We start from the raw sequence: 20,596 nt of genomic DNA, 5'->3' as shown, positions 1-20,596 counted from the left end.
GCCCAATCGCGGGGCAAGCCCGCCCCTACCGGTACGGCACTGCATTCAGAATCAGTGCCGTACCGGTAGGGGCGGGCTTGCCCCGCGATGCTTTCGGGGTCAGTCGCGGCCGACCAGCCCCGGCAACTGCGCCACCAGTTTCTGGTTGTTGAACGGCGCCCGAATGAAGCCACGCTGGCGCCCATCCGGCCCGACGATGGCCAGATTGCCACTGTGGTCCACGGTGTACCCCGGCTTGCTGGTATCGGCCGGAATGAACGGAATGCTCAAGGCATTGGCCAGCTTCTGGGTGTCCTCGATCGAGCCCGCCAGCCCGACGAAATCCTTGTCGAAATAGCCCAGGTACTGCTTGAGCTGGTTCGGCGTGTCACGGTTCGGGTCCACGCTCACCAGCACCACCTGCAAATGCGCCAGCGCCTCCTTGGGCAGCTCGCTCTTCACCTGGCGCAGCTGGGCGAGGGTGGTCGGGCAGATGTCCGGGCAGTAGGTATAGCCGAAGAACAACAGCGACCACTTGCCCTTGAGCTGGTCCAGCGCGACCGGCTGGCCGTCCTGGTTGGTCATCTTCACCTCGGGCACGGTGCGGCTCTGGGGCAGGAGGATGATGCCGGCGTCGATCAGCTCGGCCGGGTTGGCCTGGCCGCGGCCACTGAGCACCTTGTTGACGGTCAGGCCCAGGATCAACGCGACCAGGGCGACGAGGATGAAGACGGTTTTCTGGGTTCGGGTCATAGGTTCAACAACAAGTAGTGGTCAACGAGCAGCGCGATGAACAGCAGGAACAAGTAGCCGATAGAGTACTTGAAGGTGCCGATCGCGGCGTGCGGCCGAGTGCCACGGTACAACACCCAGGCCCATTGCAGGAAGCGCAGGCCCAGGGCCAGGGCGCAGGCCAGGTAGAGCGGCCCGCTCATGTGGATGGCATACGGCAGCAGGCTCACCGCCAGCAGCACCAGGGTGTACAGCAGGATGTGCAGCTTGGTGTAGCGCTCGCCATGGGTCACCGGCAGCATCGGGATGTCGGCCTTGGCGTATTCCTCCTTGCGGTGGATGGCCAGGGCCCAGAAGTGCGGCGGCGTCCAGGCGAAGATGATCAGCACCAGCAGCAACGGCTCGGCACTCACGTGCCCGCTGACCGCCACCCAGCCCAACAGCGGCGGCGCCGCCCCGGCCAGGCCGCCGATCACGATGTTCTGCGGCGTGGCGCGCTTGAGAAAGCCGGTGTAGAGCACCGCGTAGCCGAGCAACGAGGCCAGCGTCAGCCAGGCGGTGAGGGCGTTGGTGAACGCCAGCAGCAGGGCCATGCCCGCCAGCGCCAGCGCCAGGGCGAACAGCAGCGCCGGCAACGGCGCCACCCGGCCTTCGGCCAGCGGGCGCTTGTGGGTGCGGGCCATCAGCGCGTCGATGCGCCGGTCGACCACATGGTTGACCACCGCCGCGCCGCCGGCGCACAGGCCGATGCCGGCGTTGCCGAACAGCAGCACGCCCCATGGCACACCCGCGCGAGTGGCGAGGAACATGCCCACCAGCGAGGTGATCAACATCAGCACCACCACCTTGGGCTTGGTCAGCTCCAGGTAGTCGCGCCAGCCGGCCCGTTGCCGGCGCGCACTTAGAAGCGTCGCCACGAGTCGTTCCTCATGTGATGGGAAATGCCCACGCTGGCCACCGGCCGCAGGCGCCAGCCCTGGCCGACACGCACCTTGTCGACCACGCGGATGCGGTAGTTCACCAGCACCATGCTCAGCAGCAACAGGGCGCCGCCGGCGTTATGCGCCACGGCCACGCCCAGCGGCAGGTGGAACAGCACGTTGCTGATGCCCAGGCTCACCTGCACGGCCAGCGCCAAAAGCACCAGCCGGGCCAGACCAGTGAGGCCGTTGCGGTGCAGCTTCCAGCTGAGCAGCAGGAGCACGCCCATCACCATCAGCGCGCCGAGCCGGTGGCTCATGTGGATGGCCGTGCGCGCGTCGCTGTCCAGCTGCCCGCCCAGGTAGTTGGGGCCGACGTGCTGGGTGAGGTGGAAGCCGTTGCTGAAGTCCGCCGCTGGCCACCACTGGCCGTGGCAAGTAGGCAGGTCGATGCAGGCCACCGCCGCGTAGTTGGCGCTGACCCAACCGCCCAGGGCGACCTGCCCGATCACCACCAGCAAGGCCAGCGCCGCCACCCGGCGCACGCTCAGCGGCAGCTTCGGCAACGGCGCAAAGGCCCGGGATAGACGCAGCGATAGCAGGAACAGCAGGCTCAGGGTGGTGAACCCGCCCAGCAGGTGCGCGGTGACCACCTGTGGCCACAGCTTGAGGGTGACCGTCCACATGCCGAAGGCCGCCTGCGCCAGCACCACGCCGAGCAGCAGCACCGGCAGGCGGTAAGGCGCGCCATCGCGGGCATGCCGGCGCACGGCCTGCAACGCCAGCCAGGCGATCACCAACGCCAGGGTGCCGGCGAAGTAGCGGTGGACCATCTCCGCCCAACCCTTGGCCTCTTCCACCGGGTGCTCGGGGAAGTGCAGCTCGGCATGCGCCAGCTGCGCGTCGGTCTTGGGCACGCTGATGAAGCCGTAGCAGCCAGGCCAGTCGGGGCAACCGAGGCCGGCGTGGGTCAGGCGGGTATAGGCACCGAGCAGCACGACCAGCAGTGCCAGCAAGGTGGCGAACACGGCGAGGCGGTATCCGGGTCTGGCCATGAGGGGCTCCTAGCCGATGTTGGACAGCTTGAGCAGGTGGCGGAGGTCGTCGAGCACCTGCTTGCCCTTGACCTTGGCGTCGTAGCGCAGCACCAGGTTGCCGTGCGGGTCGACGATCCACAGCTGCGAGCCGGGCTCGCTGACGTGCTGGCCGTAGCGCTGGGCGTCCAGCGGGTAGCGCTGCAACTGCGGGTACTCGCGCTCCAGCAGCGCCTGGTAGTCGCCCGCCAGCGGCTGCGCGGCGGCCAGCGCGTGGCTGGCGCGGCTGGCGTCGCGGCCCAGGCCGACCTGGATCTGCCGGGCCAGGTACACCAACTGCTGGCAGTCGGCGGCGCAGGCCTGCGGGGCGCTGACCAGCAACTGCCAGCCGTCGTCCGGCGCGCTGATGCCGAGGTCGGCGCGGGTCTGGCCGTTGCCGATCATCACGCCGTGGTAGCTGCGCCCGTCCGGCACCCAGAACTTGAGCTTGTACATGCTGGTGGCGAGGATCATCGGCCCCAACGCCACCAGCAGGATGACGATCAGTTGCAAGCGCCCGCGCGCGCGGGAGCGCGGGCGTTCAGGCACGTCCGTTGGATGCGTGGCGGTGGCCATGGCGGCTCTCCTTGTTGTTGTGCCAACCGAAATAGAGGTAAAGCAGCACCAGCGCGGTCGCCAGGGCGAACCACTGCACGGCGTAGCCCAGGTGCTTCTCCGGGCCCATGGCGACCACCGGCCAGTCCAGCCGGTAGCTGGCCTGGCCGGGTGCCAGGCGCAGCTCATGGGCGAAGCCTTCGCGGCCCAACTGCTGCCACAGCGGGGCGGGGTCGATGGCGGTCAGCAAGTGCGGCCACTGGCCGCCGACCGGGTCGGGGTGCAACTGGAAGGTGCTGCCGGGCGCCACGTACACCGACGCCTCGAGGGCCAAGGGCTGCGCCGGGGTGTCGAAGCGCACCGGCACGCGGCGGTCGGGCCACGGCAGCCAGCCGCGGTTGACCAGTAGCCACAGGCCGCTGGCCTGGTCGTGGAAGGGTTGCAGCAGCTCAACGCCGACCTGGCCGTCGCGCAGGCGGTTGTCCAGCAGCAGGCTGTGCTCGCCGTCGAAGCGCCCGTGCAGTTGCACGCGCTGGAAGGCCGGGTCGGGCAGTTGCTGCAGTTGCGCGACCGCCACCGGCGCCTCGATGCGGCGTTCGGCGTAGCTGTCGAGCAACTGCCGTTTCTCGTCGGCCCGGCGCAGTTGCCAGCAGCCGAGCGCGATCAGCCCGGGCAGCAGCGCAAGCACCACCAGGGTCGGTGCCAGGCCCGGGCGAAACGGCTTCACCGGGGCCTCGCAAGGTCGAGCGCTATACTGGAACTCATCACCGCATCCCCCCGGAGTTTCGCCATGCTCAAGGCCGCGATCGTCCTGATGCTGTTGGCTACCATCGCCAGCCTGTTCAGTGGGCTGGTGTTCCTGGTCAAGGACGACGACCAGTCGACCCGCTTGCTCAAGGCCCTGACCGTGCGCGTCACCCTGGCGGCCCTGACGGTCGGGCTGGTGGCCTGGGGCTTCATCAGCGGGCAGCTGGTTTCGCACGCGCCGTTCTAGCTCACACCACCAAGCCCGTTCCTACAGGTTTTGTGGGGTGGTCAGAGCACGTACACGAAGATGAACAACCCCACCCACACCACATCCACGAAGTGCCAATACCAACTGGCCGCCTCGAAGCCAAAATGCTTGTCCGGGTTGAAATGCCCGCGCAGCACGCGCACGAACATCACGATCAGGATCAAGGTCCCCAGGGTCACGTGCGCCCCGTGGAAGCCGGTGAGCATGAAGAACGTCGCGCCGTAGATCCCCGACCCCAACGTCAGCCCCAGGTGCACGTAGGCCTCGTAATACTCGTAGGCCTGCAACGCGAGGAACGACAGCCCGAGCAGGATGGTCAGCCCCAGCCACAGCTTGAGCTGCCCTCGGTGGTTGTTGCGCAGGCCGTGGTGGGCGATGGTGATGGTCACGCTGGAGCTGACCAGCAGGATGGTGTTGATCAGCGGCAGGTGCCACGGGTTGATGATTTCCTTCGGCGGCGGGAACAGCTTCGGGTCGGGGGTGTGCAGCAGCGGCCAGACGAACTCGAAGTTCGGCCACAGCATGTGCGCCACGCCCTTGTCGCCCTCGCCGCCCAGCCAAGGCCCGGCCAGCACCCGCACGTAGAACAGCGCGCCGAAGAAGGCCAGGAAGAACATCACCTCGGAGAAGATGAACCAGCTCATGCCCCAACGGAACGAGCGGTCCATCTGCGCGCTGTACAAGCCCGCATGGCTCTCCTTGACCACCGCGCCGAACCAGCCGAACAGCATGTACGCCAGGAACAGCGCGCCGACGAAGAAGATCAGCGGCCCGTGGGATTCCGGGTGGCCGGCCTTGAGGTCGTTGAACCAGGTGCCCAGCCCGAACACCGTGATGAACAGGCCGATGGTGGCGATGATCGGCCATTTGCTCTGCGCCGGGACGTAGTAGTGCTCGTGACTTGCCATTGCTGTTCTCCTTCCCTTAACGGGCGCCCTGGACGTCCTGGGCCGCGACGTGCGCGACCGGCGGGTGGCGAGCGGTGATGTCGAACAAGGTGTAGGCCAGTGTCAGGTGCTTCACCGTGGCCGGCAGGTCGCGGTCGACGATGAAGCGCACCGGCATCTCGATGCGTTCACCGGGCTGCAAGATCTGCTGGGTGAAGCAGAAGCACTCGGTCTTGTGGAAGTACGCCGCGGCCTCGGCCGGGGTGATGCTGGGTATCGCCTGGGCGCTCATGGGCCGGTCGGTCGGGTTGTGGGCGATGAAGATCATCTGGTTCACCGCGCCGGGGTTCACTTCCAGTTGGTCGGCGCTGGAGTAGAAGTCCCAGACCATGTCGCTGGCGTTGGTCGACATGAACTGCACACGCACCGTGCGCGACGGGTCCATCACCTGGCTGCCCTCGTACTGCCCGCCGGTCTTGCCGTTGATGCCGAACGCCCGGCACATCACGTCGTAGATCGGCACCAGGGCGAAGCCGAAGGCGAACATCACCACCGTCAGCAGCAGCAGGCGCCGCACCAGGCGCTTGAGCGACACGCCTTCCATGTCGGCGGCCTCCCTACTTCACGTCCGGCGGGGTCTGGAAGGTGTGGTACGGCGCCGGCGAAGGCACCGACCATTCCAGCCCGTCGGCGCCATCCCAGGGCTTGGCCGGGGCCGGCGCGCCGCCACGGATGCACTTGATGACGATGAACAGGAACAGGATCTGCGTGGCGCCGAAGGTGAACGCCCCGATCGACGAGACCATGTTGAAGTCGGCGAATTGCAGGTTGTAGTCGGGAATGCGCCGCGGCATGCCGGCCAACCCGACGAAGTGCATGGGGAAGAAGGCCAGGTTCATGCCCACGAACGACAGCCAGAAGTGCAGCTTGCCGAGGGTTTCGTCGTACATGTGCCCGGTCCATTTCGGCAGCCAGTAGTAGGCCGAGGCGAAGATCCCGAAGATCGCCCCCGGCACCAGCACGTAGTGGAAGTGGGCGACCACGAAGTAAGTGTCGTGGTACTGGAAGTCCGCCGGGGCGATGGCCAGCATCAACCCGGAGAAGCCGCCGATGGTGAACAGGATGACGAAGGCGATGGCGAACAGCATCGGCGCCTCGAAGGTCATCGCGCCCTGCCACATGGTGCTCACCCAGTTGAACACCTTCACCCCGGTGGGCACGGCGATCAGCATGGTGGCGTACATGAAGAACAGCTCGCCCACCACCGGGATGCCGACCACGAACATGTGGTGCGCCCAGACGATGAACGACAGGAAGGCGATCGCCCCGGTGGCGTAGACCATCGAGGTGTAGCCGAACAGCGGCTTGCGCGAGAACGCCGGGATGATCGAGCTGACCGCGCCGAACGCCGGCAGGATCATGATGTACACCTCGGGGTGGCCGAAGAACCAGAACACGTGCTGGAACAGCACCGGGTCGCCACCGCCGGCGGCGCTGAAGAAGCTGGTGCCGAAGTGGATGTCCATCAGCATCATGGTCACCACGCCGGCCAGCACCGGCATCACCGCGATCAGCAGGAACGCGGTGATCAGCCAGGTCCAGACGAACAGCGGCATCTTCATCAGGGTCATGCCCGGGGCGCGCAGGTTGAGGATGGTGGCGATCACGTTGATCGCGCCCATGATCGAGCTGATGCCCATCAGGTGGATGGCGAAGATGAAGAAGGTCACGCTGGCCGGCGCGTAGGTGGTCGACAGCGGGGCGTAGAAGGTCCAGCCGAAGTTCGGCCCGCCGCCGGGGCTGAACAGGGTCGAGACCAGCAGCAGGAAGGCCGCCGGCAGCAGCCAGAAGCTGAAGTTGTTCATCCGTGGCAGGGCCATGTCGGGCGCGCCGATCATCAGCGGGATCATCCAGTTGGCCAGGCCGACGAAGGCCGGCATCACCGCGCCGAACACCATGATCAGCCCGTGCATGGTGGTCATCTGGTTGAAGAACGCCGGCTCGACGATCTGCAACCCGGGCTGGAACAGCTCGGCGCGAATCACCATGGCGAACGAGCCGCCGAGCAGGAACATGGCGAAGCTGAACCACAGGTACATCGTGCCGATGTCCTTGTGGTTGGTGGTCAGCACCCAGCGCATCAGGCCTTTGGCCGGGCCGTGAGCGTGGTCATGGCCGTGGGCGTGGTCGTCGATCACTGCACTCATGTCCTGTCTCCTGCACGTTGCGGGATGTCACGCGGGCACCGGTTCATTTGCTTTCCGCCTGCTTGAGCGCCAACACGTCCTTGGGCGTGACCATGTCACCCTTGTTGTTGCCCCAGGCGTTGCGTTCGTAGGTGACCACTGCGGCGATGTCGACTTCCGAGAGCTGCTTGCCGAACGCGGCCATCGCCGTGCCGGGCTTGCCGTGGTAGACGATGCCCAGGTGGTCCTCCTTGGGCCCGATGGCGATCTTCGAGCCCTTGAGCGCCGGGAACATCGGCGGCAGGCCCTGGCCTTCGGCCTGGTGACAGGCCACGCAGGTGGTGTGGTAGACCTTGTCGCCACGCTCGACCAGTTCCTCGAGCGTCCACTCCTTGCTGGTCAGTTCCTTGAGCTTGGCCGCCTCGGCCTTGCGCTCGCCGAGCCAGGTGTCGTAGTCGGCCTTGGACTTGACCTCGACCACCACCGGCATGAAGCCGTGGTCCTTGCCGCACAGCTCGGTGCACTGGCCGCGGTAGATGCCGGGCTTCTCGACGCGCGTCCAGGCCTCGTTGACGAAGCCGGGGATGGCGTCACGCTTGACCGCGAAGGCCGGCACCCACCAGGAGTGGATGACGTCGGCGGCAGTGACCAGGAAGCGCACCTTGGCGCCGACCGGCAGCACCAGCGGCTGGTCGACCTCGAGCAGGTAGTGCTCGTCCTTGGGCGCCTGGTTGCGCACCTGTTCGGCGGGGGTGGCCAGGTTGCTGAAGAACTCCACGTCCTGGCCCAGGTACTTGTAGTGCCACTTCCACTGGTAGCCGGTGACCTGGATGTCGATGTCCGATTCGCTGGCGTCGTAGATGTCGATCAGGGTCTTGGTGGCTGGGATGGCCATGGCCACGAGGATCAGGAAGGGCACGACCGTCCAGAGGATTTCCACCCAGGTGTGCTCGTGGAAGTGCGCCGGTTCCTGGCCGGTGGAGCGGCGGTGGATGACCATCGACCAGAACATCGCGCCGAACACCACGATGCCGATGACCACGCAGATCCAGAAGATGGTCATGTGCAGGTCGAACACGGCGTGGGAGACGTCCGTCGCCCCCGGTGACATGTTCACGGTCCAGGCGGCATTCGCCTGACCAAACATCGACCACAGCAGGAGGCCCATCCAGACATGTGGATGTCGCATCATTGCGGGTTCCCCTTATCGTTCTTGTTGTCCCGGAGGCGTGGACGACCTTACGACGTTAGGTTGGGAACGGTGGCCAAGACTGCCTGGCTTCGACGACCGAGCCCCCTGCACAGGCAGTCGGGCCTCATCAACGAATCACGTTTCAACCCGAGTATAGACACCGACCAATGGCACGCAATGACGCCCATGAAATCAACTTCACGAAAACCCGGATAATCGCTGAAAGGATTGAGCTTGAGCGGTTTTGGCATAATGATGGCACTTTGATATAACCCGAAGGAACAAGTGCCTCCGGGTTATAACAAATGCGTCTTAAGCGTTTCAGGAAGCGAGCTAACTTAGTGTCTTCCGTTTGTAACGCCTTGTCCCTGGAGTTGTCATGAACATCGCTGCTGTACGCGAGTTGATCGTCCTTGCCCATCAACATGAGCGCCGCACAGGCCAACTGAAACATCGCCTCGAGCAACAATTGCCGCACCTGCACCGCTCGATCCAACTGCCCCAGCAGGACGCCCAGGGTACCCTGACACGCTTCGTCGCCGCCTACATCGACCAGGTTCCGGAACTGCTGGAGGCTGCCAACACGGTCGCCCGCGAGGCGGGTATCGAGTCGCAGATCAAACCCGTGCTGAAGATCGCCGAAGCCTATTTCCTGCATCCACCGAGCGTCATGGAAGGCCACGAGGGCCTCGATGGCCTGCTGGACGAGGCCTACCTGGCGCACCGTCTGGTCGAGGAGGTCAACGACCTGTACATCCGCCATTTCCAGCAACCGTTGATCCCGGTGGACACCACCGTGGCCAACCTGATCGCCCACCAATTGATCGGCGAGGCATTCGCCAACCAGTTGGATGAAGTGGTGCACCACTCGGTGGAGGAGATGCTCGACGACGAAAGCTTTGCCGTGGAATCGGTGGAAGCCTATCGCGAGGCCTTGAGCAGCCCTGCGACCGGTATGGCGTGGAAACGCTGGCCGTGCCTGTCGCGACAGCTGAGTGTCGATCTCGCCCTGCCGCAAACGTTGGCGTAGTCGCGCCATCATCGGACACCGACAGGGCCGCGTATGGCCCTTTCGGCCCTTCAGGAATGATGTCAAAATGCCTCTAGTCATAGACCTGAGGCATGGATGCTCAAGCTCTCGCGATTCTCGCTGCGCCAAATCCTGTTCACCTTCGCGGTCGCCCTGGTCGCCCTGCTGGACCCGTTCGGGATCTCCACCTCCACCGACGAGGCTTCCGCCAGTTGGCTGAACCGCCTGCTCGCCAGCGGTTATTCCGACAAGGGCCAACAGCAGGTGGTGGTGGTGTTGATCGACGATGCCTACCTGCTACGCAACCAGACCTTCTGGCCACTGCCCTACAGCGAACAGAGCAAGCTGTTCAAGCGCCTGCTCGCCTACAAGCCGGGGGCGGTGTTCGTCGACTTGCTGTACACCCATGATCACTCCCGCGCCGTGCCCGGCCAAGCGCCAGGCATGGAGAGCCAGTTGCTGGCCAACGTGTTCGAACGCTACCAACGCCAGGGCATTGCGCTGTTTCTCGCCAACAATGGCACGCCACCGGACGCCGAAGACGCCATCAACACCCTGCCGCGTTTCGCCGAAGTCAGCACCCCTGCGCTGGTCAGTTGGAGCGACCACGGCAATCAGTACCCCCTGGCCGTGCAAACCGGGCTGGGGCCGATGGAAACGCCAGCGCTCAAGCTTTACCGCGAGTACTGCCGCCGGCATGACTGCGCCTCGCTGCCGAGCGATGCCACAGCCGCCGCGCAGCGCCCGGACATCGCGGTGCAATGGGGCCTTCGCCCGTCTCCCTTGCAAGGCCAGGCCTTCGATCTCGGCGACTGCACCCTGCCAGGCTTGGCCGATCAGTTCCTGCAGGCGGTGTTCTGGAAGCTCGGCAACAACGCCCAAGCCAACTGCACCTACACCCTGACGGTGTCGGCCAGCGCCTTGGAAGCCACCGACAGCGATGACCAGGCACTGCTCAGGCAGCTGCTGCAAGGCAAGCTGGTGCTGGTCGGCGCACGTATCGCCGGCACCGGCGATGTCACGCTGTCACCGCTGCACGGCAAGCTCGCGGGGGTGTACGTGCATGCGATGGCCTTGGACAACCTGGTCAACTGGGGCATGGACTACTACCGCTCGACGCCCGACCTGGCCGAGTTCGGTATTGCCAAGCTGGATGTGCTGGACGTGATCGAGTTGTTGCTACTCGCACTCATCGCCCACCTCAAGGGTACGCTCGACGCCCCTCTGTTCAACCGCTCGTTCATGGGCCAACCGCGCCGACCACGCATCGCGCCGTTGGCCGCCTGGGCGCTGGTGTTCGGCCTGTTGGTGGTCCTCACCACAGCCCTGTGGCTGAAGAACTACACACCCGCCAACGTGTTCGGCCTGTCGCTGCTTTCCCTCACATTGTTCAGCACACGCTTTCAGGCCTTGTTCGCCAACAGGACCTGAACCCTACGGAATTTCGACTCAAGGAGCCCAGAGATGCGCAAGACTTCCGTTTTCCTGCTATCGGCACTGTTCAGCCACAGCCTGCTGGCCGCACCCATGGTGGAGGCGTTTCTCGCCGACCCGGTGGCGGTGCTGGACGACCAGGGCAAGACACAACGCGACGTGGCCCGCAGCAGCTTGCCGCAACAGGCGTTGCCGGTGCTCGACTACAACAAGGAACTGGACCTGATCCAGGTCGAACTGGCCGGCCAGAAGGTCTGGCTGGATACCATGGATGTGCGCGTGAACCCACCGCTGAACGTGGTTAAGCTGCCGTGCCAGAAGCTGCCAGGCAGCCTGCCGGACGATCACCAGAACAACGCCACCATCGGCTTCGGCTCCGGGTGCAAGAAGTGAACGGGGTCGCTGTGAAAGGCCTCATCGCGGCGTTGCCGGTCGCGGCCTCGCTCTTGCTCAGCGGCTGCCAGACGGTCAACGGCGCCAATGCCGCGCTGATGAACCTGGTGGGCCCGTCCACCCAGTCACGCCTGGATGGCCGCTATCTCGAGCAGGCCGACGTGCGCCAGTACTACCGCCTGGACCCGCAGCGCGCCGGGAAGCTGCGCCTGAGCTTCGATGGCCGGGCCCTGCCGGCAGACGAAATCCGTCAGCAAAACCTGGTGCAGATCCCGGAGCTCGAGGCCTACCTGCAAGCCATCGTCACCCGCCTGGCCAAGGGCTGGCCAGGGCAGGCGCCAAACCTGCAGGTGCGTATCGTCGACAGCTACGCCTTCGGCCCTTCCGCCGACCCCTACGGCACCCTGTTCGTGCCGCTCGGCATGCTCGACAACGTCGAGAGCGAGGACGAGATCGCGGCCATGCTCGGCCACGAAATGAGCCATGTGCTACTGCGCCATCATGATCGTCGGGCAGCGTTCCAGGAACAGAAGCAACTGCTGAACAACATCACCACCACGGTAGTGATCGCCACCGTGGCCAAGAATACGGGGCTCAACAAGGACACCGGCAGATTCTTCAGCAAGGACCCCGCCGGCACCCAGAAAAGCATCGGTAACACGGTGCTCTACACCTCCCTGGCCAACAGCTTCTCGGATAACGTCTGGAGCACCGCCTGGGGCCGTACCCAGGAGGACCAGGCCGACCTGCTCGGCGCCGACCTGATGATCAGTGCCGGTTACGCCCCCCGCGCATCGAGTGTCAGCCTGCAGCGGCTGAACGACTTCCAGGGCAAGCAAAAACCTCTGCTGGCGGGCTTCCTGCAGGAGCGCCAGGTCGCCATGAAGGAGTCGCTGAACAAGCTCGACCTCAAGCGCACCACCCAGGAGCTGCAGACCTTGCTCAATCAGGGGCTGGGGACGGCCATCACCTCCACCGGCCAGTACCTGACGCGCTCGCACATGTCGCCGCTCGAGCGCGATGAGGAACTGCGCCAGTACCTGCAACGTGAGTACAAGCCACAGACACAAGCGCGCGTGAACCGCCGTAGCTGGCCGCAGGTGCGTGACTCGGCCTCGGTGCAACGCGCACTCCAGGGTTACCGCGACGCCTACGCGGCCACCAGCGCCCTGGACCAGAAAAAGCCCCGGGAAGCCGAAGCCTTTGTCAGCCGAGCCCTGGCCTCTCCGGTCGGCAACCAGCCCGGCATCCGTCGCGCAGCATTCGCCCTGCACATGGCCCAGGGCAATAACCGCGCCGCACTGGCCGACCTGCAGGCGATTCAGGATTGGTCACTGGCCAGCCCGTCGATCTACGACCTGATCATTGGCCACCACCTCAGGAATCGTGACCCACAGGCCGCACTGGCCATGATCGACAAGGCCGAGCGCAACCTCGGGTCGGAGGAGCTGTTCATCACTGAAAAGCTCCTGGCCAACCGTCAACTCGAGGCCACTGACCAGGTGCAGCAGGTGTTGCGCAAATGCGAGCAGTACCCGAGCCGCAAGGAGGGCTGCCGCAAGCTGGTGCCCAAGTCTGCCTGAGACGCGGGCTGCCAGGCCTCAGACCTGTACGGCCTTGCGCAGGCGGCCTTCGATCCGACGCTTGAGCCCTCGTTGCTCGATGGACAACCGCGAGCCAGCCGCCCGGCCTGCACGCCCCCAGTCCTCGAGCAACTCCAGCACCGAGTGGTCGATGTAACTGAGGTTCGCCAAGGGGACGTGCAGGTGAGTGCCCGCTGGCACGCTTTCCAGCACTTGGGTCAGCGCCGGTACCTTGAGGAAGGTCGCCGCACCGCTCAGGCGCAGCTCCATGTGCCCCGGCTTGGGCAGGTCGACCAGGTTGATCTTCAAGCGCGCCGCCTTGAATGCCAGCTTCAGCAAGGTCAGGGCAAAGCCCAGCAGCACACCGGTGAGCAGGTCGGTGAAGATGATCGCCAGCGCGGTCGCCGCGTAGGTGAGCATCGGCATGCGCCCGTAGCGGCCGAGGCTGCGCAGGGCCTTGAGGTCGACCAGCTTGACCCCGGTGTACACCAGCACCCCGGCCAGGCTGGCTACCGGAATCTGCTGCAGCACGCTGCTCAAGGCGACCACGAAGGCAAGCAGCCACAGGCCGTGGAAGATCGCCGAGTAGCGCGTTTGCGCACCGGCCTGGACGTTCGCCGAGCTGCGCACGATCACGCCGGTCATCGGCAATGCACCCAGCACGCCACACAGCATGTTGCCGACCCCTTGCGCCGACAGCTCGCGGTCGAAGTCCGAACGCTGGCCGCTGTGCATGCGGTCGACCGCCGCGGCCGACAGCAGGGTCTCGGCACTGGCGATGAAGGCCAGGGCGAAGGCGGCCACCAGCAGGGTCGGGTCGGCCAGCTTGAGCAGGTCGTCCGGGCGCAGCCAATCGATGGCCTCGGACAGGTCTGCCGGCACCTGCACGCGGTTCACCGGCAGCGCCAGCCACAGGCTCAGCGCGGTCATCGCCGCGACGCCCAGCAACGCACCCGGCACGAAGCGCAGGCGTTGCGGCTTGAAGCGCTCCCAGCCCCACATCACCGCGATGGTACCCAGGCCCAGGGCGCCAGCCTGCCAGCCACTGCCGGCGCTTTCCAGCGGCAGCGCCGAGAGCAGGGTGGCGGGGAAACCTAGCAGGTTGTCGACGCCCGACGGCTGCGGCGCGCTGTCGAACATCACGTGCACCTGCGAAAGCACGATCAGCACGCCGATACCGGCGAGCATGCCGTACACCACCGCTGGTGCGGTGACGCGGAACCAGCACCCCAGGCGCAAGCGCCCGGCCAGCAGTTGCAGCACCCCGGCCAGCAACAGGATCGGCCCGAGCATGGCCATGCCGTGCTGGCGCACCAGCTCGAACACCAGCACCGCCAAGCCCGCCGCCGGGCCGCTGACCTGCAGCGGCGAACCCGCCAGGAAGCCCACCACGATGCCACCGATGATCCCGGTGATCAGGCCCTTGGCCGGCGGCATGCCCGAGGCGATCGCAATGCCCATGCACAACGGCAAGGCGACCAGGAAGACCACAACCGATGCCAGCAACTCACGCGGCAGGGCCGCTTTGATCTGTGTCTTGTTCACCATAACGCTCCTTTTCTGTTTCAAGGCCATTCCTCTGGCCGAAAGCACGGGGGCCCCCTGGATTGCGCGCAGGCGCGGGCCGCCAGCGGCGTGCGCCGGCAGGGTGGGCAGGGGATTTCAAGGCAGCCGAAGACCGTGCCGCGCCTCAGGGGCGCAGCCGGCTATTCAAGGTTTCTTCGGGTGGACGGGTCGCTTAGTAGCGGCCTCTCGGGGTAGCGCAGGGCACGGGCTCGCCCGCGGCCAGGGGCAGGAAGCTGTCGCTGGCGGCATCATAGGCTTCGATGCGGCTGCTTTCGATGTCGTAGACCCAACCGTGAATGTACAGCTGGCCAGCCGCCAGGCGCGAGGCCACCGAGGGGTGGGTGCGCAGGTGGTGCAGCTGGGCGATGACGTTTTCCTTGGTCAGCACCTGCATGCTTTCGTGCTCGCTGGCGCAGGTACAGTTGTTCTCGACCACGGTGCGGGCCACTTCGGCGTGGCGCAGCCAGGCGGAGACGGTCGGCATCTTGGTCAGCGACTGCGGGTTGAGCACCGCACGCATCGCGCCGCAGTCAGAGTGACCACAAACGATGATGTGGTGAACACCCAGTGCCAGCACGGCGTACTCGATGGCACTGGACACGCCGCCGTTCATCTGGCCGTAGGGCGGCACGACGTTGCCGACGTTACGGGTCACGAACAGGTCGCCCGGGGAGCTCTGGGTGATCAGTTCGGGGACGATGCGCGAGTCGGCGCAGGTGATGAACATGGCGCGCGGCTTTTGCGCGGTGGCGAGCTTCTTGAACAGCTCCTGCTGTTCGGGGAAGACGTCATGGTGAAACTTCAGGAAGCCGTCGACGATGTGCTTCAGGGCGGCATCGGCGCTCTCGGCGGGAGCAGCCGGAACGGGCTTGGATGGGTCCTTGACGGGCATGATTCATCCTCTTGACGGTTTGTAGGTAAGTTCCATATTACCGGGGAAAGATTCTGGCTATGCGGAGAATTAGATGACACGCACAGGCCATTAATCACAGTCGCTGCTGACTGATTTCCTACGCTACCGGGGAAAACTTAACTGAAACTGAATTCGGAGGCTCTAGAACGGGCGTTCCAGGTCATCTGGGCGGGAATTCGATAATAGCAAAAAAGCATCAACCGCCAATAGCCCAGAATGAAATTCGTGGCTTTCATGAGTGTGATTGAGGTGTCGGTATCGGCCTTGGTGCTCAGAACAGCCCCATCTGCCTTCCCGGCGGGCAAAACGCCGTGCAATCCAGCGCCAACGCCTCACGTCCTTCGAACCCCAGGCGCCGCGTCGCCTTGGCGAAACGCTGCGCCAGCAACTCGGCGAACACCCCCTCGCCACGCATCCGCGCACCGAAACGGCTGTCGTACAGCTCGCCACCCCGGCTCTGGCGGATCAGGCTCAGCACGTGGGCCGCGCGCTGCGGGTAATGGTCGTGCAGCCACTGCTCGAACAACGGCGCCACCTCGCGTGGCAGGCGCAGCAGCATGTACGCCGCGCTCTGCGCCCCAGCCTCCTTCGCCGCCCCCAGCAAATGCTCCAGCTCGCTGTCGTTGATCATCGGGATCATCGGCGAACACAGCACACCCACCGGCACCCCGGCCTCACGCAGCACGCGGATCGCCCGCAAGCGCGCCCTGGGTGCCGCCGCGCGGGGTTCGAGGGTGCGCTTGAGCTCGTCATCCAGCGTGGTCAGGCTGATCATCACCCGCGCCAGGTTGTGCCGCGCCAGCTCGGCCAGCAGGTCGAGGTCGCGCAGCACCAACGAGCCCTTGGTGACGAGGGTCACCGGGTGACGGTAGCGCAGCAGCACTTCGAGCAGGCGCCGGGTCAGTCGCTGTTCGCGTTCGATGGGTTGGTACGGGTCGGTGTTGGAACCGAGGTTGATCGGCGCGCAGGTGTAGCCCGGCTTGCTCAACTGCTGTTCGAGCACCTCGGCGGCGTTGGTCTTGGCGATCAGCTTGGTTTCGAAATCCAGGCCGGGGGAGAGGTCCCAATAGGCGTGGCTGGGGCGGGCATAGCAGTAGATGCAGCCGTGCTCGCAGCCGCGGTAGGGGTTGATGGCGCGGTCGAAGGGCAGGTCGGGGGAGTCGTTGCGGCTGATGATGCTCTTGGCCGTCTCGATGCGCACCTCGGTGCCCTGGGTGAGCGGGACTTCCTGGTGCCAGCCGTCGTCCTCGGCCACCGATTGGCGCGGGGCGAAGCGGTTGTGCGGGTTGGTGGCGGTGCCACGGCCGCGAATAGGCGTTGGCGTCATGATGAAAAAACCCGAATGACTGTATTTATATACAGTAATCCGGGTTTCTCGTTTAGGCCAGTGCCGGTGGGCGGTTTATAGGGCCGTTGCGCGCCCCAAATGCCTCACTCCGGCTTCTTCAGCTTCGGATTGGGAAAGAACTGCACCGCCTGCACCTTGGCCGGCGCCGCCTTCGGCGCCAGTTGGTTGACCCGCGTGCCCAGCTCCTTCGGCACCGACAGCCCCTGTTCGTTGAGGGTATCGGTGAAGCCGCAGGCCACGCACTCGCGGTGCGGCACGCCGTCCTCGTTCCACATCATCAGCTTGTCCGGCTCGCTGCACGCCGGGCACACCGCCCCGGCGATGAAGCGTTTCTTGGTCTTGATCACGACGCCCTCGCTCATGCCGCCGCATCCTCACTCAGGCCACTATGGCGCAACAGCGCGTCGATGGAAGGCGCACGGCCGCGGAAGTCGACGAACAGCACCATCGGCTCGCGCGAACCGCCACGCGCCAGAATGGCTTCGCGGAAGGCGCGGCCGGTCTCGGCATTGAGCACGCCCTCTTCCTCGAAACGCGAGAAGGCGTCGGCCGACAGCACCTCGGCCCACTTGTAGCTGTAGTAGCCCGCCGCGTAACCACCGGCGAAGATGTGCGCGAAGCTGTTGGGGAAGCGGTTGTACGCCGGTGGGCGCATCACCGTCACCTCGTCGCGCACGCCTTCGAGCACCTGCAGCACGCTGCGGCCGTCGCCGTGGGTGGCGTGCAGCTCGAAGTCGAACAGCGAGAACTCCAGCTGGCGCACCATCATCATGCCCGACTGGAAATTCTTCGCCGCCAGCATCTTGTCCAGCAGGTCCTGGGGCAGCGGCTCGCCGCTTTCGTAGTGGCCAGAGATCAGCGCCAGGCCCTCGGGCTCCCAGCACCAGTTCTCCATGAATTGGCTGGGCAGCTCGACCGCGTCCCAGGCCACGCCGTTGATGCCCGACACGCCGGCATGCTCGATGCGCGTCAGCAGGTGGTGCAGGCCGTGGCCGAACTCGTGGAACAGCGTGGTGACTTCATCGTGGGTCAGCAGCGCCGGCTTGCCGGACACGGCTGGAGTGAAGTTGCACACCAGGTTGGCCACCGGGCTCTGCAGGCTGCCGGCGGCGGTGCGGCGACGGTCGCGGGCGCCGTCCATCCAGGCACCGCCGCGCTTGTTGGCGCGGGCGTAGAGGTCGAAGAAGAAGCGCCCGACATGCTGGCCGTTCTCCTTGATCTCGAACAGGCGCACGTCCGGGTGCCAGGCGTCGAAGCCCTTGAGCTCGGCGATTTCGATGCCGTACAGGCGCTGGACGATGGTGAACAGGCCCGACAGTACCTTGTCGATCGGGAAGTAGGCGCGCAGGGTTTCCTGCGACACGCTGTAGCGCTGCTCGCGCAGCTTCTCGCCGAAGTAGCCGGCGTCCCAGCTGGCCAGCTCAGGAGTGCCCTGCTCGGCGGCGTAGGCCTTGAGCTGGGCGAGGTCCTGGGCGGCGAACGGCTTGGAGCGCTTGGCCAGGTCGCGCAGGAAGCTCAGCACCTGGTCGCTGGACTCGGCCATCTTGGTCGCCAGGCTCAGCTCGGCGTAGTTGGCGTAGCCCAGCAGGCCGGCCAGTTCCTGGCGCAGGTCGAGGATTTCCTGCATCACCGGGCCGTTGTCGAACTGGCCGGCATTCGGCCCCTGGTCGGAGGCGCGGGTGCAGTAGGCGGCGTACAGCTCCTCGCGCAGGGCGCGGTCGTTGGCGTAGGTCATCACCGCGTAGTAGCTGGGGAATTCCAGGGTGATCAGCCAGCCATCGAGGCCCTTGGCCTGGGCGGCGGCGGCCATCTGCGCCTTGGCCGAGTCGGTCAGGCCATCCAGCGCAGCCTCGTCGGTGACGTGCTTGGTCCAGGCCTGGGTGGCGTCGAGCAACTGGTTGGAGAAGCGGCTGCCCAGCTCGCTCAGGCGGCTCTGCACCTCGGCGTAGCGCTGCTGCTGCTCGGCCGGCAGGTCGATGCCCGACAGGCGGAAGTCGCGCAGGGCATGGTCGATGATGGTTTTCTGGGCCACGTCGAAGCTCGCGGCTTCGGGGCTGGCGGCCAGCGCCTCGTAGGCCTCGAACAGCGCGCGGTTCTGCCCCAGTTCGGTGGAGTAGGCGCTCAGCGCTGGCAGGCAGGCCTCGTAGGCTTCGCGCAGCTCTTTGCTGTTGCACACCGCATTGAGGTGGCTGACCGGGCTCCAGGCGGCGCCCAGGCGGTCGTTGAGTTCGTCCATGGCCAGCACCAGGCCGGCCCAGGAGGGGGTTTTGCCCTGCTGCGCGAGGAGGTCGGCGATGGCCTTGCGGTTGTCGGCCAGGATCTGCTCGATCGCCGGCAGCACGTGTTCGGCACGGATCGCCGAGAACGGCGGCAGATCGTAGGGCTGCAGAAGCGGATTGTTCGCACTCACGGTTTGGGTACCTTGGCAGGAGGAAACACAGGCCCATCTTAATTACAATCGACGCCGACCGCAGCAGGCAGCCCGCCTATCGGCATTCAAGAGGGGCGCTATCATGGCCATCCGAACCTTCCAGCAACACACGCCCAGCCTTGGGCCACGGGCCTTTGTCGACCGTTCGGCGGTGGTATTGGGCGACGTGGAAATCGGCGAGGACAGCTCGGTCTGGCCGCTGACGGTGATCCGCGGCGACATGCACCGCATCCGCATCGGCGCGCGCACCAGCGTGCAGGATGGCAGCGTGCTGCACATCACCCACGCCGGGCCGTTCAACCCGGACGGTTTCCCGCTGATCATCGGCGACGAGGTGACCATCGGCCACAAGGTCATGCTGCACGGCTGCACCTTGGGCAACCGTATCCTGGTGGGCATGGGCAGCACGATCATGGATGGCGCGGTGGTCGAGGACGAGGTGATCATCGGCGCCGGCAGCCTGGTGCCGCCGGGCAAGCGCCTGGAAAGCGGCTACCTGTACGTGGGCAGCCCGGTGAAGCAGGCGCGGGCGTTGACCGACAAGGAGCGCGCGTTCTTCCCCTACAGCGCGGCCAACTACGTGAAGCTCAAGGACCAGCACCTGGCCGAAGGCTACGACCAATGACAACGCCGCCGCCCCGCACAGGCGGCGCGCGCCGCTTTTTTGCACAGTGAGAACAGCATGCACCAGCAGAACATCCTCTTCGACCTGGACGGCACCCTGACCGACCCACGCCTGGGCATCACCCGTTCGATCCAGTACGCCCTGGCCAAGCTGGGCATCGACGAGCCGGACCTGACCCGGCTCGAGCACTTCATCGGCCCACCCCTGCTCCAGGCCTTCATGCAGTTCTACGGCTTCGACGAGGCCAAGGCCTGGGAAGCGGTGAACTTCTACCGCGAGCGCTTCCGCGTCACCGGCCTGTACGAGAACCAGGTGTTCGACGGTGTGCCAGAACTGCTCGAAGCCCTCAACGCCCAGGGCCGCACCCTGTACGTCGCCACCTCCAAGCCCTGGGAGTTCGCCCGTGAAATCGCCCGGCACTTCGCCTTCGACCGGCACTTCAAGGTGATCTATGGCAGCGAACTGGACGGCACCCGCACCAACAAGGTCGAGCTGATCCGCCACCTGCTCGACGAAGAAGGGCTGGACCCGGCGCGGACGCTGATGATCGGCGACCGCAAGCATGACCTGATCGGCGCGCGCAGCAATGGCCTGCAGGCGGTGGCGGTGGGGTATGGGTTCGGCAGCCGGGAGGAGCTGGTGGCCGAGGCGCCGGCGTTCCATTTCCAGACCCTGGCCGAATTGCATGAGGCGTTCCTCAGGGCTTGAGCGGTGGCTTCTTGGGCCGCAACGCG

Annotated in this window: 21 protein-coding genes; 7 read left to right on the top strand and 14 right to left on the bottom strand. The window is 65.6% G+C overall.

The features are described 5' to 3' along the window. Positions 1 to 99 precede the first annotated feature (99 nt). Genes P0Y43_RS22765 through P0Y43_RS22745 form a run of 5 tightly spaced genes read right to left on the bottom strand, consistent with a single transcriptional unit; the run spans position 100 to position 3,986 of the window. On the bottom strand, positions 100 to 732 hold the full coding sequence (locus P0Y43_RS22765) for an SCO family protein (protein ID WP_275639516.1): 633 nt from the start codon (positions 730 to 732) through the stop codon (positions 100 to 102). Then, on the bottom strand, positions 729 to 1,628 hold the full coding sequence (gene cyoE, locus P0Y43_RS22760; RefSeq protein WP_275639515.1) for a heme o synthase: 900 nt from the start codon (positions 1,626 to 1,628) through the stop codon (positions 729 to 731). Before cyoE ends, P0Y43_RS22765 begins: the two co-directional genes overlap by 4 nt. After that, positions 1,613 to 2,686 (bottom strand): COX15/CtaA family protein, encoded by a 1,074-nt coding sequence (locus P0Y43_RS22755; RefSeq protein ID WP_275639514.1) that lies wholly within the window; start codon positions 2,684 to 2,686, stop codon positions 1,613 to 1,615. Before P0Y43_RS22755 ends, cyoE begins: the two co-directional genes overlap by 16 nt. 9 nt (positions 2,687 to 2,695) lie before the next feature. After that, positions 2,696 to 3,280 carry a hypothetical protein gene (locus tag P0Y43_RS22750; RefSeq protein ID WP_275639513.1) on the bottom strand — a complete coding sequence of 195 codons (585 nt, stop codon included), beginning with the start codon at positions 3,278 to 3,280 and terminating at the stop codon, positions 2,696 to 2,698. Then, positions 3,246 to 3,986 carry an SURF1 family protein gene (locus P0Y43_RS22745; protein ID WP_275639512.1) on the bottom strand — a complete coding sequence of 247 codons (741 nt, stop codon included), beginning with the start codon at positions 3,984 to 3,986 and terminating at the stop codon, positions 3,246 to 3,248. Before P0Y43_RS22745 ends, P0Y43_RS22750 begins: the two co-directional genes overlap by 35 nt. Before the next feature lie 63 nt (positions 3,987 to 4,049). Here P0Y43_RS22745 and P0Y43_RS22740 point away from each other — a divergent pair, with 63 nt between their 5' ends. Continuing rightward, entirely contained in the window at positions 4,050 to 4,253 is a 204-nt protein-coding gene (locus tag P0Y43_RS22740; RefSeq protein WP_275639511.1) for a twin transmembrane helix small protein, read from the top strand. Positions 4,254 to 4,294: 41 nt separating this feature from the next. Here P0Y43_RS22740 and P0Y43_RS22735 read toward each other — a convergent pair whose 3' ends face one another. The 4 genes from P0Y43_RS22735 to coxB are packed head-to-tail and all read right to left on the bottom strand — an operon-like array spanning position 4,295 to position 8,539. Next, entirely contained in the window at positions 4,295 to 5,182 is an 888-nt protein-coding gene (locus tag P0Y43_RS22735) for a cytochrome c oxidase subunit 3 (RefSeq protein ID WP_275639510.1), read from the bottom strand. 16 nt (positions 5,183 to 5,198) lie between these two features. After that, entirely contained in the window at positions 5,199 to 5,765 is a 567-nt protein-coding gene (locus tag P0Y43_RS22730; protein WP_275639509.1) for a cytochrome c oxidase assembly protein, read from the bottom strand. Between the two features lie 13 nt (positions 5,766 to 5,778). Continuing rightward, positions 5,779 to 7,368 carry a cytochrome c oxidase subunit I gene (gene ctaD / locus P0Y43_RS22725; protein ID WP_275639508.1) on the bottom strand — a complete coding sequence of 530 codons (1,590 nt, stop codon included), beginning with the start codon at positions 7,366 to 7,368 and terminating at the stop codon, positions 5,779 to 5,781. A 43-nt stretch (positions 7,369 to 7,411) separates the two neighbouring features. Beyond that, positions 7,412 to 8,539 (bottom strand): cytochrome c oxidase subunit II, encoded by a 1,128-nt coding sequence (gene coxB / locus P0Y43_RS22720; protein ID WP_275639507.1) that lies wholly within the window; start codon positions 8,537 to 8,539, stop codon positions 7,412 to 7,414. A gap of 379 nt (positions 8,540 to 8,918) precedes the next feature. On the opposite strand from coxB, the gene P0Y43_RS22715 reads away from it, so the two are divergent. The 4 genes from P0Y43_RS22715 to P0Y43_RS22700 all read left to right on the top strand — a co-directional run bounded on the left by P0Y43_RS22715 (position 8,919) and on the right by P0Y43_RS22700 (position 12,979). Beyond that, positions 8,919 to 9,569 carry a hypothetical protein gene (locus P0Y43_RS22715; protein ID WP_275639506.1) on the top strand — a complete coding sequence of 217 codons (651 nt, stop codon included), beginning with the start codon at positions 8,919 to 8,921 and terminating at the stop codon, positions 9,567 to 9,569. Between the two features lie 96 nt (positions 9,570 to 9,665). After that, the gene (locus P0Y43_RS22710) at positions 9,666 to 11,000 is read left to right on the top strand and encodes a CHASE2 domain-containing protein (protein ID WP_275639505.1); all 1,335 of its coding nucleotides are present in this window, start codon (positions 9,666 to 9,668) and stop codon (positions 10,998 to 11,000) included. A gap of 33 nt (positions 11,001 to 11,033) precedes the next feature. Continuing rightward, positions 11,034 to 11,396, top strand: coding sequence for a hypothetical protein (locus tag P0Y43_RS22705; RefSeq protein WP_275639504.1), 363 nt, complete (start codon positions 11,034 to 11,036; stop codon positions 11,394 to 11,396). Positions 11,397 to 11,407: 11 nt separating this feature from the next. After that, on the top strand, positions 11,408 to 12,979 hold the full coding sequence (locus P0Y43_RS22700) for a M48 family metallopeptidase (RefSeq protein ID WP_275639503.1): 1,572 nt from the start codon (positions 11,408 to 11,410) through the stop codon (positions 12,977 to 12,979). Positions 12,980 to 12,997: 18 nt separating this feature from the next. Here the strand turns inward: P0Y43_RS22700 and P0Y43_RS22695 are convergent, their stop codons facing one another. The 5 genes from P0Y43_RS22695 to prlC form a co-directional block, all read right to left on the bottom strand. Next, positions 12,998 to 14,527, bottom strand: a complete 1,530-nt coding sequence (locus P0Y43_RS22695) for a SulP family inorganic anion transporter (protein WP_275639502.1) — start codon at positions 14,525 to 14,527, stop codon at positions 12,998 to 13,000. 190 nt (positions 14,528 to 14,717) lie between these two features. Continuing rightward, positions 14,718 to 15,437, bottom strand: a complete 720-nt coding sequence (locus tag P0Y43_RS22690; RefSeq protein WP_275639501.1) for a carbonic anhydrase — start codon at positions 15,435 to 15,437, stop codon at positions 14,718 to 14,720. A 292-nt stretch (positions 15,438 to 15,729) separates the two neighbouring features. Further along, positions 15,730 to 16,785: a PA0069 family radical SAM protein gene (locus P0Y43_RS22685; RefSeq protein ID WP_430540271.1), complete on the bottom strand. Its 1,056-nt coding sequence runs from the start codon at positions 16,783 to 16,785 to the stop codon at positions 15,730 to 15,732. A 104-nt stretch (positions 16,786 to 16,889) separates the two neighbouring features. After that, entirely contained in the window at positions 16,890 to 17,168 is a 279-nt protein-coding gene (locus tag P0Y43_RS22680; protein WP_275639500.1) for a YheV family putative zinc ribbon protein, read from the bottom strand. Then, positions 17,165 to 19,216, bottom strand: coding sequence for an oligopeptidase A (gene prlC, locus P0Y43_RS22675; RefSeq protein ID WP_275639499.1), 2,052 nt, complete (start codon positions 19,214 to 19,216; stop codon positions 17,165 to 17,167). Before prlC ends, P0Y43_RS22680 begins: the two co-directional genes overlap by 4 nt. A 103-nt stretch (positions 19,217 to 19,319) precedes the next feature. Here prlC and P0Y43_RS22670 point away from each other — a divergent pair, with 103 nt between their 5' ends. Next, positions 19,320 to 19,862: a gamma carbonic anhydrase family protein gene (locus P0Y43_RS22670; protein ID WP_275639498.1), complete on the top strand. Its 543-nt coding sequence runs from the start codon at positions 19,320 to 19,322 to the stop codon at positions 19,860 to 19,862. 57 nt (positions 19,863 to 19,919) lie between these two features. After that, positions 19,920 to 20,570 (top strand): HAD family hydrolase, encoded by a 651-nt coding sequence (locus tag P0Y43_RS22665; RefSeq protein WP_275639497.1) that lies wholly within the window; start codon positions 19,920 to 19,922, stop codon positions 20,568 to 20,570. Positions 20,571 to 20,596 lie beyond the last annotated feature (26 nt).

The organism is Pseudomonas entomophila, from assembly GCF_029193575.1.
In the GTDB taxonomy this organism is placed as follows: domain Bacteria; phylum Pseudomonadota; class Gammaproteobacteria; order Pseudomonadales; family Pseudomonadaceae; genus Aquipseudomonas; species Aquipseudomonas entomophila_G.
The sequence above is the reverse complement of the archived record's forward strand: the minus strand, read 5'-3'. Positions and strand labels throughout refer to the sequence as shown.